Consider the following 13,281-nt stretch of genomic DNA (forward strand, 5'->3'; position numbering starts at 1 on the left):
AACAGTTGCGGAGAAGAGTTAATCCAAGGTTACCAGGTCGGCAATCGCCATACCCAGAATTTTCCGCCGAGTTCCGCTAACCGCGGAACGTGGCGAAACCGTGCCCAGCCCGCCGGATGGGTTCAGCCGCGCTGCTCCAGCGCCTGCCGGACGAGCCGATGGAAGCCGTAGAGATCGTCGAAAACCGTCATGTGGCCGTCGGCGCCTACGACATAGGTATTATAGACCAGATGAATCGGTAATGGCTGCGGCAGCTTGATCATGCGCTCGCCCGAGCCAATCAGGCGCTTCAGCCGCTCATGCGACCAGTCCGGCCCGAGCACCTGGTCCGCCAGCAGGAAGGGATTGTCGACGCGCACGCAGCCATGGCTGAACGCGCGACGCTCGCTGGCGAAAAGCCGGCGGTTCGGCGTGTCGTGCAGATAGACGGCATGGTCGTTGGGGAACATGAACTTGATCCAGCCGAGCGCGTTGCGCTCGCCCGGGGGCTGGCGGACGGAGATGTTGTTGCCGTGCCGCGTCACCACATAGCCGCGCTTGGCGGCATAGTTCGGATCGGCAGCGAGCCCCGGCAGGAACTCCTTCTTCAGGATCGAAGGCGGCACGTTCCAGGACGGATTCACGATGACGTGGTCCATCTTGTGCGAGAAGATCGGCGTCGCCGTATCGGGCTTGCCGACAATGGCGCGGGTCTCGTGCACGACCTTGCCGTCGCGCACGACGCGGACCATGAACTCCGGCACGTTGACGATGATGTGGCTCTCACCGAGATCGGGCGGCAGCCAGCGCCAGCGCTCCATCTGGGCGATGATGTCCTGCTCGCCGCGCGCGGTCGCCGGCGTACCCAGCGCGGCCAGCGTGCGCTCGCTGAGCACGCCATTGGCCGGCAGCCCGGCCTTCTTCTGGAAATCGGCAAGCGCCAGCGCGGTCGAATGATCGAAGACCGGTTCCTCCGACGGGCCCAGGCCCAGTCGCGCCCGGACCAGCGGCACGCGCTCGTCACGCATGCCGAGCTTCAGCGGCGGGCCAGCCGGAATGCGCACCAGCGGCGTATCGTCGAGATGCTCGCGCAACTCGGCGAGCTTGGCCTTGAGGCGGCGATACTGCTCATGCGGCGGGTTATAGGCGGCGAGCGCCGCACCCGGATCCTGCACCGCCGTCAGTTCCGACAGCACCTCGGTAGCCGAGGGCAGATAGAGCGTCGGCGTGATCAGCTTCGACAGGCGGCGCGGATCGATGCGGCCGCCGCGCGCATCGCGGGCATAGAGCACGGCCAATGCCGAGAGCCTGACATCGGCTTCTGCGAGCTTGCCCTTGTCGCTCGCCTCGAACACCGGCAGCGGATAATCGGTCGGCCTCAGCCCGTCCTCAGCCGCGCGGCCGAGCTGGGCGACGAGATGCTTGGCGGCCTCGCTCCAGCCCTTGCCGTCGATCCACAGCGGCCGGTTCTCCTGCGCCTGATAGGCGGCCAGGATCTCGTTGCGCTCACGTTCGGCCAGGCGCGGCAGCGCCAGCCCCTCGCTCATGCGCGCCGCGATATCACCGGCGAGAGTGGAGCCGGAGGGCAATTCGACCACGACCTTGGGCAGGTCCGGCGGGGGAATCGTGACCTCGCTGGGCGCAGCCGAGCGCAGCGGCTCGGGCGGCGCCAGCGCCGGATCGAGCGGCGGCAGATCGACGGCCGGGATGTCGGCGGCTGGGATGTCGAGCGCTGCGGGACGGTCATCGACCCCGGGCGTCGTCGCAGGCGTAGGCTGCGGCTCGGACGTCACGAGATTGTTCTGCGGCACCACTGAGGGAGCGACCGTTCCCGTCACCATGCCGGGCTCTTCCCGAGAGGCCTCGGCCGGCCGCTCTTCGCGCAGGATGACCAGGGCCGGCTGCTCCGGCAACGCGAGGCCGAGCGCAGGTTCCATGGTAGAGGGCGCTTGGGCAGAAGGCGCTTGCGCGCGCGCTGCCGTCAGCCCCAGCGCAAGCGCCAGAACCGAGGCTGAACCCAAGCCCGCCCAGTGGCGACGACGCATGCTGGCTATCCTCGAATGTTCGCCGAGATCTCACCGCTTCTGCGTGAGTCAGCGGATTTGGACAAGATGCGGCGGCGCAACAGCCCCCGCTATTCAGACAGTGCCGATCGGCTTTAAATTTTTAGTGTGATCTCGGCCGAAACCGACCCCGCCATTCGCGAATAGGGAGCTGCGATTCGGCTGCATGCGTCAGGCCGCGTCCTCGCCTTCAGCACCAGACTCATTCTCGATCAGCCCGTAATCCTTGAGCTTGCGATAGAGCGTCGAGCGGCCGATGCCGAGCTTGCGCGATATCTCCGACATGTGACCGCGGTAATGCGTCAGCGCGAATTTGATGATCTCGCGCTCGAGAGCATCGAGCTTGCGCATGTCGGACCCCGCGACAAGTTCGAGCGAATTGGGATCGCGCACCGGCATCTGGATGATGCGCGGCGTGTCGTTGCGCATGTCCTGGCGCATCAGCGAGGCCGACACCGGCGGGATGCGGATGTCGAAGCCCTCCATCTGGGCCGCGATCTGCGGGAACTCGGCCACGGTCAATTCGTCGCCATCGGCCAGGACCACCGCGCGGAACATCGCGTTCTCGAGCTGGCGGACATTGCCCGGCCAGTCATAGCCGCTGATCAGCCCAAGCGCCTCGGCGCTGAGCCCGCGCAGCTTCTTGCCTTCCTCAGCGGCGAAGCGCGCCAGGAAACCGCGCGCCAGATCGGCGATATCCTCGCGGCGCTGGCGCAAGGGCGGAAGCGTGATCGGGAAGACGTTGAGGCGGTAATAGAGATCCTCGCGGAACTCGCCCTGCTTCACCTGGTCGAGCAGGCTCTTATTGGTCGCGGAGATGATGCGGATATCGACGCGCACCGACTTCTTGGCGCCGACAGGGTCGACCTCACCCTCCTGGATGGCACGCAATAACTTGACCTGCGCGTCGAGCGGCAATTCGCCGACCTCGTCGAGGAAGAGCGTGCCGCCATTGGCCTCGACGAATTTGCCGATATGGCGCTCGGTCGCGCCGGTGAAGGCGCCCTTCTCATGGCCGAACAGGATCGACTCGACGAGATTATGCGGGATCGCGCCGCAGTTCACCGTGACGAAGGGCTTGCCCTTGCGGTCGCTGGTGCCTTGGATCGCGCGCGCCAGCACCTCCTTGCCAACGCCCGATTCGCCCTCGACCAAGATCGGGATATTGGATTTGGCAGCGCGCTCGGCCAGGCGCACCACGCGCGCCATGTCGGCACTCTTGGTGGCGAGGTCGCGGAAACCGAGCGTGCCGGAGACACGCCGCTTGATGTGACGCAATTCATGTTCGAGCGCGCCCAGCTTCAGCGCGTTCTTGAGCGATATCTGCAGGCGTTCCGCGCCGACCGGCTTGACCACGAAATCGACCGCGCCGGCGCGTATCGCCGAGACGACGGTCTCGATCGAGCTATGCGCCGTCTGCACGATGACCGGCGTCTCGATGCCGCGCTCGCGCAGCGCCGCGAGCACACCCATGCCATCGAGCTCCGGCATGACGAGATCGAGCACCACGGCATCGAATTTCTCGCCCTCCCCATGGCCAAGCAGATTGACCGCCTCGCTGCCGCTCTCGACGACGACCACATCGTAACCAAAGCGCTTCAGCATCGCGTCGAGCAGACGGCGCTGGACGGGATCGTCGTCGACGACGAGAACGGTGGCGGACATGAAACCTCGAAGGCCAGGCAGAGCGAAAACGACATCGCGAGACGGAATCGGCTGTTCCGTTCTGGGTCATCCTCGGCCAGAACGGTTAAGCGGCGCTTAAGCGCCACAGCCTGCGTCAAACCATCTCTGCCCGGCGCTCCGGCGTTGATCGCAAACGCCGCTCCGCGCATATGAGTGGGGAAGGCCTATCGGGCCAGCGAGGTGTTGCAGAGATGAATTTCGTCGTGACAGGGATGGTCGATCCCGCCGCTTTCGCCACAGCTGCCGAGCGCTCGGCGCGCAGCGCCAAGGCGCTGGGCCCGCTGCCGGAATGGGATCTGAGCCACCTCTACCCGGCGATGGATTCGCCCGCCTTCAAGGCCGACCTCGAACGCGCTTTGAGCGAATCGCAGCGCTTCGCCGAACTCTATCGCGGCAAGCTCGGCCCGTTCGCCCAGCGCGAGGACGCCGCGACCGTGCTGGCCGAGGCGGTCGCCGGTTATGAGACGCTCAGCGACCTGCTCGGGCGAATCGGCGCTTATGCCGGCCTGGTCTATTCCGGCGATACCACCGACCCGCAGCGCGCGAAATTCTATGGCGACACGCAGGACCGCCTGAACGCGGCCGTGACAGAATTGCTCTTCTTCGAGCTGGAGCTGAACCGGATCGACCCCGCGCTGATGGCGCGCATCTCGGGCCAGGCGCCGCTTTCGCATTGGAAGCCCTGGCTCGACGACCTCGCCAAGGACAAGCCGCACCAGCTCGAGGATCGCATCGAGGAATTGTTCCACGAGAAGTCGATGACCGGGCAAGCGGCCTGGAACCGGCTCTTCGACGAGACCATCGCCTCGCTGCGCTTCACGCTCGACGGCGAGGAACTGACGCTCGAACTGACGCTGAACAAGCTGCAGGACGCCGACGGCGCGGTCCGCAAGGCTGCGGCCGAAGCGCTGGGCGAGGTCTTCCGCGGTCAATTGCGCAGCTTCGCGCTGATCACCAACACGCTCGCCAAGGACAAGGAGATTTCCGACCGCTGGCGCAAATTCGAGGATGTCGCGGATTCCCGCCATCTAGCCAATCGCGTCGAGCGAGAGGTCGTGGACGCTCTCGTTTCCGCGGTACGCGAGGCCTATCCGCGCCTGTCGCACCGCTACTACAAGCTCAAGGCCAAATGGTTCGGCCGCGAGCAGCTCGATTTCTGGGACCGCAACGCGCCGCTGCCGCAAGTCGAGCAGCGCACCATTCCCTGGGCCGAGGCGCGCGACACCGTGCTCGACGCCTACCACGCCTTCTCGCCCGAGATGGCCGGCATCGCGCGGCGCTTCTTCGATGAGTGCTGGATCGACGCGCCGGCGCGCCCCGGCAAGGCGCCGGGCGCGTTTGCTCACCCGACCGTGCCATCCGCGCATCCCTATGTGCTCGTGAACTATCAGGGCAAGCCGCGTGACGTGATGACGCTGGCCCATGAGCTCGGCCATGGCGTCCACCAGGTGCTGGCCGGCCCCAATGGCGCACTGATGGCGCCGACGCCATTGACGCTGGCCGAGACCGCCAGCGTCTTCGGGGAGATGCTGACCTTCCGCCGCCTGCTCGACGGCACCAGGGACGCAAAGCAGCGCAAGGCGATGCTGGCGGCCAAGGTCGAGGACATGATCAACACGGTCGTGCGCCAGATCGCGTTCTACTCCTTCGAGCGCAAGGTCCATGAGGCGCGCAGATCAGGCGAGCTGACGGCTGAGAATCTCTGCGAACTCTGGATGAGCGTGCAGGCTGAGAGCCTGGGGCCGGCGATCAGGCTGGGATCGGGCTACGAGCCGTTCTGGTGCTACATCCCGCACTTCATCCATTCGCCGTTCTACGTCTACGCCTATGCCTTCGGCGATTGCCTGGTGAACTCGCTTTACGGCGTCTACCAGAACGCAGCCGAGGGCTTCCAGGAGCGCTATTTCGCCCTGCTCTCGGCCGGCGGCACCAAGCACCATTCCGAGCTGCTCGCGCCCTTCGGCCTCGACGCCCGCGATCCCGCCTTCTGGCAGATCGGGTTGAAGATGATCGAGGGGATGATCATCGAGCTGGAAGGAATGGAGTAGGACGGGGGCGAGTAGCGAGTGGCGAGTGGCGACGAGAAATTAGACGACCATTCGCCACTCGCCATTCGCTACTCGCCCTCAGAACTGCACCCTCAATCCCACCTGCGCGACGTTCGCCGTGTAGTCCGAGCCCTGAGCGGTCGAGTTCAGGCGCTCATGGGTGAAGCTCGCCCGCACCGAGAAGGTCCGGGTCAGCTTGTACTCGACACGGGCGCCCATGCTGGAGAAATCCTCACGCAGGCCCTGCCCGTCATATTCGGTGCGGCCGAAATTGGCGAAGCCGGTGAGGGTCAGGTTGCGGCGCAGCGCATGCGCTATTTCCAGCGAGACGCGCCTTGCCGTCGTGCCCGACGAGCCGGCGATGGTGGTGTCGCCGAGCTCCGAGGTGCCGCGCAGGGTCACCGTCGTCAACGGCGTCGGCGACCACAGGATCGCGGCATCGCCGATGAAGCCGCGCAGGTTCTTCAATCGGTCGTCGTCATAGGCCCGGTCCTGATAGCCGGCCGAGACTTCGCCCGTGACCAGCCGGCTGAGCTCGAAGGTCGAGCCGACCCGCCCCGTCAGGCCGTTGGAGGAGCGCTGATAGCCTGAGGAATCGACGGACTGATCGAATTGCCGCGTGTCGATCTCGCCCTGGATGAAGGGCTTGAAGCCCGGCGTCACCTCATAGGCCGCGCGCAGCCTGACGCCATATTGCGTCTGATTGCGGTCCTTCTGGCTGAGCGTCGCGCCGCTGGTGAGCTTGGCGTCTTCATAGTCGCTGCGGTCGACCGAGCCGCGCAGCGTCAATTGCAGGCGATTCATGTCATGGGTCACGCCGGCCGAGGCACCGTATTGATAGACCAAGGGCCGGCCGGTGACGGAGGCCGTGAGATCGGGCGAGCCCGGGCGCTGCGTGTCGAGCTTGAACCGGCTCTCGAGCAGGATGCGGGTGTCGCGCGTCGCATCCAGCCGCAGATCGAGATTACCCTCGCCATCGGGGCGCGAGGCGTCCCTGTCGCGGAAATAATCGGAATAGCCGGCGCGCAGCGAGCCTTTCAGCTCGTTGGTATTCCAGTCCGACTGGATGGCGAGATCAGCCTCATGGCGGCTGAACGGGGAGCTGTTGCGTGCCGCTCCGCTGACCCGCTGCGGGTTGTTGTCATAGCCGATCGAATTGGTGAAGCCCGGCTTCAGCGTGACATTGCCGAGCCGCAGGCCGAGCGGTGCGTAGGGGTCTTCCTCGACAGCCGTCTTGCGCCGGCGCGGCGGCGGCGGATCGGGCGCCGGCGGCAGACCGGTGACGATGCGCTGCGGCGCGCGGAACTGGCGCTGCGTGACGCCGCGCAGGCCACGCGCCTGCACCGGCTTGCTCGCACGCGGCGGCGGCCGGCGCGACACCACCGAATTCTGGTCCTGGATCAGGATGGCGGGGTCTGCGACACCGCTCGGCGTGCTGGGAAAGCCCGACGGAGAGGGTGCGGCAGGCTTGTCCTGCGCGACATAGACCGGTGTGCCGCTGCGCAAGCCCGTCGCGCGCGTCTGCGCCTGCGCGCCAGCCGTGGCGAGCACAAGGCTGGTCGCGGCGACGCCCGACAGCAGAATGATGACGCGACGGGGCACGCGGAGGCTCTCGCTCCAGACAAAGGCTGGCGCGCCGGCATGGCGCGCATGGTTAAGAGAGTTAGAACGAAGAGGGTTAATGGCGCGTCAATGTACCGCTCAGTGCGGCGAGGAATGGTGGCGCAGCGGCCATTCCCCGTGCTAGAGCGCCGCTCATGACGGCCGACATCCGCGCTTCAGCGCTTCGCACCATCGCAACCGAGCGCTCCGGGCTCGATACGCTTCACGAGGCGCTCGCCAATGGGCTGGGCCAGCCCTTCGCGGCGGCTGTGGAGCTGATCCGCGCCGCCAGCGGCCGCGTCGTCGTCACCGGCATGGGCAAATCCGGCCATGTCGGGCGCAAGATCGCGGCGACCCTGGCCTCGACCGGCACGCCTGCGCATTTCGTCCACCCGGCCGAAGCCAGCCATGGCGATCTCGGCATGGTCCAGCCCGAGGATGTGGTGATCGCGCTGTCCTGGTCGGGCGAGACGGCGGAGCTTGCCGCCATTGTCGGCCATACCCGGCGCTTCCGCGTCGGGCTGATCGGCCTGACCTCGAATGCCGACAGCGCGCTCGGGCGCGAGGCCGATATCGCGCTGATCCTACCCAAGGCAGCCGAGGCCTGCCCGAATGGGCTGGCGCCGACCACATCGACGACGATGCAGATGGCGCTGGGCGACGCGCTCGCCGTCGCGCTGCTGGAGGCGCGCGGCTTCTCGCGCCAGGATTTCTTCGTCTACCACCCCGGCGGCAAGCTCGGCGCCCAGCTCAAGACGGTCGAGAGCATCATGCATCGCGGCGAGGCGCTGCCGCGCGTCGGGCTCGACGCCGCCGTCGCCGACGTCGTCGAGATGATCTCGGCCAAGGGTTTTGGCTGCGCCATCGTCGTCGACCCCGACGGCCGGCTGGCAGGCGTGGTCACCGATGGCGATCTGCGCCGGAAATTGACCTCAGGCAACGTCACCGCGCGCCGCGCCCGCGATGTGATGACGCCGAACCCGCGCCGCATCGCGCCCGACGCGCTGGCGGTCGAGGCGCTGGAGATGGTCAACCGCCTGCGCATCACCGCGCTGATCGTCGCCGATGGCGAGGACAAGCCGGTCGGGCTCGTCCATGTCCACGACCTGCTGACGCTGGGCGTGGCTTAAGGCTGCAGTCTTGGCTCGGAGCCACTGCGTCGTCCTGGACAAGTCGCGTAGCGGCGCAGCTCCGGGATCCATCCTAGAGCTCCGCAGCCCTCCGATGGATCCCGGGCCTCCGCTTCGCTACGCCCAGGATGACGGCGTATTTCCGAGCACAAACGGCGTGCTCTGAAAGCCAGCGTGTATCCTACGCACCGTCATTGCGAGCGCAGCGAAGCAATCCAGTCTCATGGAGCGCTACGCTCCCTGGATTGCTTCGCTGCGCTCGCAATGACGAGAGGTGCGCAGCTCACGCCCGCTGATACAAAAGCCTGGCCCTGATCGTGCCGTCGAGCGCCGCGATCTCGCGCAGGATGTCGCGCGCTTCGGGGCCGACGCTGTCGGCCTCCATCACGACGTAACCGACCTCGCCATCGGTCTGGTAGTTCTGCGCAGAGATGTTGACCTCGCGGGCGGCGAAGACGTCGTTCAGGCGCCGCAGCATGCCCGGCACATTGCGCTGGACATGGATGAAACGCGTGCCGGCGGGACGTGGCGTGAGCTGGACCTGCGGGAAATTCACCGCGCCGACGGTCGAGCCGATATCGGAATAATCGACGAGCTTGCGCGCAACCTCAGCGCCGATGCGCTCCTGCGCCTCCTCGGTCGAGCCGCCGACATGAGGGGTGAGGATGACATTGGGCAGGCCCTGCAGCGGCGAGACGAAACGGTCGGCATTGGAGGCGGGCTCGACCGGGAAGACGTCGACGGCTGCGCCCGCAAGCCGGCCCTCGCGCAAGGCCACGGCCAGCGCCTCGAGATCGACCACCGTGCCGCGCGAATTGTTGATGAGATAGCTGCCCGGCCGCATCTGCGCGATCTGCTCGGCCCCGATCATGCCATGCGTCGCCGGCGTCTCCGGTACATGCAGCGAGACGATGTCGGCATTGCCGAGCAACTCGGCGAGGCTGTCGACCGGTTCGGTGTTGCCATGGCGCAGGCGGTCGGTCTGATCGAAATAGATCACCCGCATGCCCATCGCCTCGGCGAGCGTCGAGAGCTGGCTGCCGATATTGCCGTAGCCGACGATACCCAGCACCTTGCCGCGCACCTCGAAGGATCCGTTCGCGGATTTGTCCCAGCCGCCACCATGCGCCGAGACCGAACGGTCGGTGATCTTGCGCAACAGCATGACGATCTCGCCGATCGTCAATTCGGCGACGCTGCGGGTGTTCGAGAAGGGCGCGTTGAAGACCGGCACGCCGCGCCCGCGCGCCGCCTGCAGATCGACCTGATTGGTGCCGACGGAAAAGCAGCCGACCGCGAAGAGCCGGCTCGCCTGGGCGAAGACCGGCTCCGTGAGCTGCGTGCGCGAGCGGATGCCGAGCACATGCACGCCCTCGACGGCCTTGAGCAGCGCATCATAGTCGAGCGCCTTGGGCAGGCGGACCATATTGGTATAGCCGGCCTGGACCATCAGATCGGCGGCGGAATCATTGATGCCCTCCAGAAGCAGGACCTTGATGCGGTCCTTGGAGAGGGACAGGCGTTGCGTGCGGAGTGTCATGGAACGATCGGGCTGGCGACGGAGCGTTCGCTATAGACCCGCTGCCGCATGACACAACCGGATTCCTGCGCTCCCTGTCCTACACACTGTCGCACCCTCAGCGTCATTGCGAGCGAAGCGAAGCAATCTAGGAGCCGTCGAGCGAGCCCTCCTGGATTGCTTCGCGGAGCCTGTACTCGGGCTTGCAAGGCAAAACCCGGGTGCTCGCAATGACGCTCAGGCCTTCTCGACCACAAGCGTCGCGCCCTCGACCCGCACCACCTTGATGTCGCTGCCCGCCAGCAATTCCGGGCCGGTGACGCGCCAGGAGGAATCGCCGACGCGGATGCGGCCCTCGCCGCCGGTCATCGTCGCCTCCAATCGGAAAACCTTGCCGATGAGCTGGCGGCCGCGATCGTTGAGGCCCGTCGCGGCATCGGGCTCCTCGTCCTTGCGCAGCGTCAGGCGTCGCCCGGCGAGCACGCTGACGACGCAAAGCGCCGCGAACACCAGCGCCGCGCTCTGCCAGCCGATGCCCAAAAGCCCGGCGACGACGCCCGTCAGCAGCGCGGCGAGGCCGAGCCAGATCAGGAACACGCCCGGCGCCAGCAATTCGCCGCCGATCAGCACGAGGCCGAGCACGACCCAACTCCAGCCGCCAAGCGAGGAAAACCAGTCCAGCAGCATGACCGGCCTCACCCGTTCGTGCGGCCGGACGGCGGAACCGAAGCGGCGCGGCGCGTCGCGACCGCCTCCTCGCCGAAGACCGCGCGGGTCAGTTGCGCGATGCCGCCGACAGTCCCTGCAAGCGCGGCCGCCTCGATCGGCACGATCACCACCTTGCTGTTATGGGCGGAGGCGATCGCCTTCAGCGCGTCGGTATAGCGCTCGGCGATGAGGAAGTTCGCCGCCTGGATATCGCCCTTGCTGATCGCTTCCGAGACCATGGCGGTCGCGGACGCCTCGGCCTGGGCCGAGCGCTCGCGCGCCTCGGCGTCGCGGAAAGCGGCTTCCTTGCGGCCCTCGGCGGCGAGGATCTGCGACTGCTTCTGGCCCTCGGCCTTGAGGATCTCGGCCTGCCTCAGGCCTTCCGCCTCCAGCACCGCGGCGCGCTTCTCGCGCTCGGCCTTCATCTGCCGGTTCATCGCGCCGGCGATATCGGCCGGCGGCAGGATGTCGCGGATCTCGATGCGCGTGACCTTGACGCCCCAGGGCGAGGCGGCGGCGTCCATCACCCTGAGCAGCCGCTCATTGATCTCATCACGATGGGAGAGCAATTGGTCGAGGTCCATCGAGCCGACCACGGTGCGGATATTGGTCATCGTCAGGATCATCAGGGCCTGGCCGAGCGAGGAGACCTCGTAGCTGGCCTTGGCAGCGTCGAGCACCTGGTAGAAGGCAGCGGCGTCGATGCGCACGCCGGCATTGTCCTTGGTGATCGCCTCCTGCGAAGGAATGTCGAGCACCTGCTCCATGACATTCACCTTGTGGCCGATGCGGTCGAAAAACGGCCAGATCAGGCCGAGCCCCGCGCTGAGCGTGCGCGAATAGCGGCCGAAGCGCTCGACGGTATAGTTGTAGCCCTGCGGCACGGTGCGCACGCCAAGCGCAAGCCCGAGGATGACGATACCGACAAGGAGAAGGATGGCTATATTCGCGCCCGTCATTACAACCATCCGAGCCGTCTCCCAATCGAGTCGTTGCAACTGCGGTGCGAATGCAACCTGACGATTGCGACGGGCTGATGCAAGGGCGAGGGTTCAGCCTGCGCAGTTCTTCCTGAAAGCGCGTGAAGCCTCTGCACGCTGGGTGCCGAAGGGCGGCAACCGCACCTGCGCGCCCTCGACCTGGGCGAGGATCGTTTCACCGCCTTCAAGCAGGTCGAAAAGCTTTGCCGAAAGCGGGATACTGAGTTCGACATCAGTACCGCTAATCCCATCGAGTTCCGTTAACACGGCGGTATAATGCCGCTTCTCAATTCCAGTCTGAAAACTGATCGGAGTTTTGTCTCCGAATTTTCCGGCCTTCGGCCTGATATCGATCAGAATTTCTACTCGACTGCGCTTCTTTGAGAAGATCACTACAAACTTCGTAATGTCACTGTTTTCAACGCCATAAACAAGGCGCCCATCATTCATCAACTCCCATCCCCATTTATCTGGAGGCGCATCTTCAGCGCTGGCTCGAGACATAAAAACCGATGTATTCAAAACCGAAATTGAAAATCCGATAAATAACAATTTGATCATACAATTTGCCCCTCGCCAGAGAGCGTGGTTGATTATCTTTCCATTGTCATAAAAAAGAACATGCTGGAAGGACCGCTATACTTGCAAGAGAGGCCCCGCTTGATCCTGGTCGACACGCCAAAACCCGCCGGCGTTTCCGCTGCGGTTGGCGAGCGCCTGGAGAGCGGGCATCGAATTGCGCTACTCGGGCCAGCCCAGCGAGATCGACGACACCGTGGGCCTGACCGCGCGCATCGCAGGGCTTGAAGACTTGAACTGCTTGCCCCCTGACGCTTTGCTCAGGGCGCTATCCTTTGCCTTGGGATCAGGCTCGAAGCGCAGGAAGAGGTTGCAAGCGACGGCATTCTTCAACGCCCCACCTTCCCAGCCAACCGCATATCCGCCGTTGTCCCACCCGAACCCGAAAAGCAGAAACGGCTTCCCGTTGATCGCCTCCACCTGAGCGAGAGGCGTGCCGACTGTGAGCCGTCGCTGATCGGGAAACCGCGCCGCGATCGTCCAGGTGGATGCATGCCTTACGGTGATCGAACGGGGTCGTCGCCTCTCGCTCATGTCATGCCACAACACTTCGATGCGTCGCTTCGCGTGCGTTGGGAAGATGACTGTTCCGGGTTCCGTGGTCAGTTCGCCGATATCGATGTCCGCACGCACGAAATTTTGGGCCCCGAATGCTTTGACGAGCGCCGCCTCGTCCATGTCTTTCGCGAACGGCCCGGAGCATTCCAGCACGTCGTCCAATGGCTGTGCATGAGCCGAGCCCAGAACAAGAACCGAAAGGCCGGCAAAGACGCCAGCGCTGGCGGGAAAGGACATATGGCTCTCTCGCTGAGGGAGGCGGAAGATCTGCCGGACGAGGCTGTTCCGGCTGCGCTTCGACGATCCACGCTCGGTCGGCAAGGCCAAAAGCCGCAGGCGCTGCCCTGACCCCGCTGCCGTTGATCTGCCTCCGCCGACCTGCATCAAGAGGTGCGAGCTCCAATGAGAAAGGAAGCACGATAGAATATT

General features: G+C 65.4%; 10 protein-coding genes. 2 read left to right on the forward strand and 8 right to left on the reverse strand.

The features are described 5' to 3' along the window. Positions 1 to 122: 122 nt before the first annotated feature. Entirely contained in the window at positions 123 to 2,024 is a 1,902-nt protein-coding gene (locus BHK69_RS01335) for a L,D-transpeptidase scaffold domain-containing protein (protein WP_083269048.1), read from the reverse strand. A gap of 189 nt (positions 2,025 to 2,213) precedes the next feature. Further along, the gene (locus BHK69_RS01340; RefSeq protein WP_069688545.1) at positions 2,214 to 3,707 is read right to left on the reverse strand and encodes a sigma-54-dependent transcriptional regulator; all 1,494 of its coding nucleotides are present in this window, start codon (positions 3,705 to 3,707) and stop codon (positions 2,214 to 2,216) included. Between the two features lie 212 nt (positions 3,708 to 3,919). Here BHK69_RS01340 and BHK69_RS01345 point away from each other — a divergent pair, with 212 nt between their 5' ends. After that, entirely contained in the window at positions 3,920 to 5,776 is a 1,857-nt protein-coding gene (locus BHK69_RS01345; RefSeq protein WP_083269049.1) for a M3 family oligoendopeptidase, read from the forward strand. 78 nt (positions 5,777 to 5,854) lie between these two features. On the opposite strand, the gene BHK69_RS01350 is transcribed toward BHK69_RS01345, so the two are convergent. Then, positions 5,855 to 7,378 carry an outer membrane beta-barrel protein gene (locus BHK69_RS01350; RefSeq protein ID WP_069688546.1) on the reverse strand — a complete coding sequence of 508 codons (1,524 nt, stop codon included), beginning with the start codon at positions 7,376 to 7,378 and terminating at the stop codon, positions 5,855 to 5,857. Between the two features lie 155 nt (positions 7,379 to 7,533). Between BHK69_RS01350 and BHK69_RS01355 the strand changes: the two genes are divergently transcribed. Then, positions 7,534 to 8,508, forward strand: a complete 975-nt coding sequence (locus tag BHK69_RS01355; RefSeq protein WP_083269051.1) for a KpsF/GutQ family sugar-phosphate isomerase — start codon at positions 7,534 to 7,536, stop codon at positions 8,506 to 8,508. Positions 8,509 to 8,791: 283 nt separating this feature from the next. Here BHK69_RS01355 and serA read toward each other — a convergent pair whose 3' ends face one another. From serA to BHK69_RS01380, 5 genes are all read right to left on the reverse strand, one after another. Then, positions 8,792 to 10,048 carry a phosphoglycerate dehydrogenase gene (serA, locus tag BHK69_RS01360; RefSeq protein ID WP_069688548.1) on the reverse strand — a complete coding sequence of 419 codons (1,257 nt, stop codon included), beginning with the start codon at positions 10,046 to 10,048 and terminating at the stop codon, positions 8,792 to 8,794. A 216-nt stretch (positions 10,049 to 10,264) separates the two neighbouring features. Continuing rightward, positions 10,265 to 10,714, reverse strand: a complete 450-nt coding sequence (locus BHK69_RS01365) for an NfeD family protein (protein ID WP_069688549.1) — start codon at positions 10,712 to 10,714, stop codon at positions 10,265 to 10,267. 8 nt (positions 10,715 to 10,722) lie between these two features. Continuing rightward, positions 10,723 to 11,703, reverse strand: coding sequence for an SPFH domain-containing protein (locus BHK69_RS01370; protein WP_069688550.1), 981 nt, complete (start codon positions 11,701 to 11,703; stop codon positions 10,723 to 10,725). 84 nt (positions 11,704 to 11,787) lie between these two features. Next, positions 11,788 to 12,276: a hypothetical protein gene (locus BHK69_RS01375; protein ID WP_148663289.1), complete on the reverse strand. Its 489-nt coding sequence runs from the start codon at positions 12,274 to 12,276 to the stop codon at positions 11,788 to 11,790. Between the two features lie 180 nt (positions 12,277 to 12,456). Further along, a complete protein-coding gene (locus BHK69_RS01380; protein WP_148663290.1) occupies positions 12,457 to 13,089 on the reverse strand; it encodes a hypothetical protein in 633 nt (210 codons plus the stop codon). Positions 13,090 to 13,281: the final 192 nt, after the last annotated feature.

This window comes from Bosea vaviloviae (assembly GCF_001741865.1).
In the GTDB taxonomy this organism is placed as follows: domain Bacteria; phylum Pseudomonadota; class Alphaproteobacteria; order Rhizobiales; family Beijerinckiaceae; genus Allobosea; species Allobosea vaviloviae.

Bases quoted from the DNA above. Each gene is read 5' to 3' on its own strand.
- BHK69_RS01340 (WP_069688545.1), bottom strand. From the start codon at position 3,707: ATGTCCGCCACCGTTCTCGTCGTCGACGACGATCCCGTCCAGCGCCGT.
- BHK69_RS01335 (WP_083269048.1), bottom strand. From the start codon at position 2,024: ATGCGTCGTCGCCACTGGGCGGGCTTGGGTTCAGCCTCGGTTCTGGCG.
- BHK69_RS01370 (WP_069688550.1), bottom strand. From the start codon at position 11,703: ATGGTTGTAATGACGGGCGCGAATATAGCCATCCTTCTCCTTGTCGGT.
- BHK69_RS01365 (WP_069688549.1), bottom strand. From the start codon at position 10,714: ATGCTGCTGGACTGGTTTTCCTCGCTTGGCGGCTGGAGTTGGGTCGTG.
- BHK69_RS01380 (WP_148663290.1), bottom strand. From the start codon at position 13,089: ATGTCCTTTCCCGCCAGCGCTGGCGTCTTTGCCGGCCTTTCGGTTCTT.
- BHK69_RS01345 (WP_083269049.1), top strand. From the start codon at position 3,920: ATGAATTTCGTCGTGACAGGGATGGTCGATCCCGCCGCTTTCGCCACA.
- BHK69_RS01355 (WP_083269051.1), top strand. From the start codon at position 7,534: ATGACGGCCGACATCCGCGCTTCAGCGCTTCGCACCATCGCAACCGAG.
- BHK69_RS01375 (WP_148663289.1), bottom strand. From the start codon at position 12,276: ATGATCAAATTGTTATTTATCGGATTTTCAATTTCGGTTTTGAATACA.
- serA (WP_069688548.1), bottom strand. From the start codon at position 10,048: ATGACACTCCGCACGCAACGCCTGTCCCTCTCCAAGGACCGCATCAAG.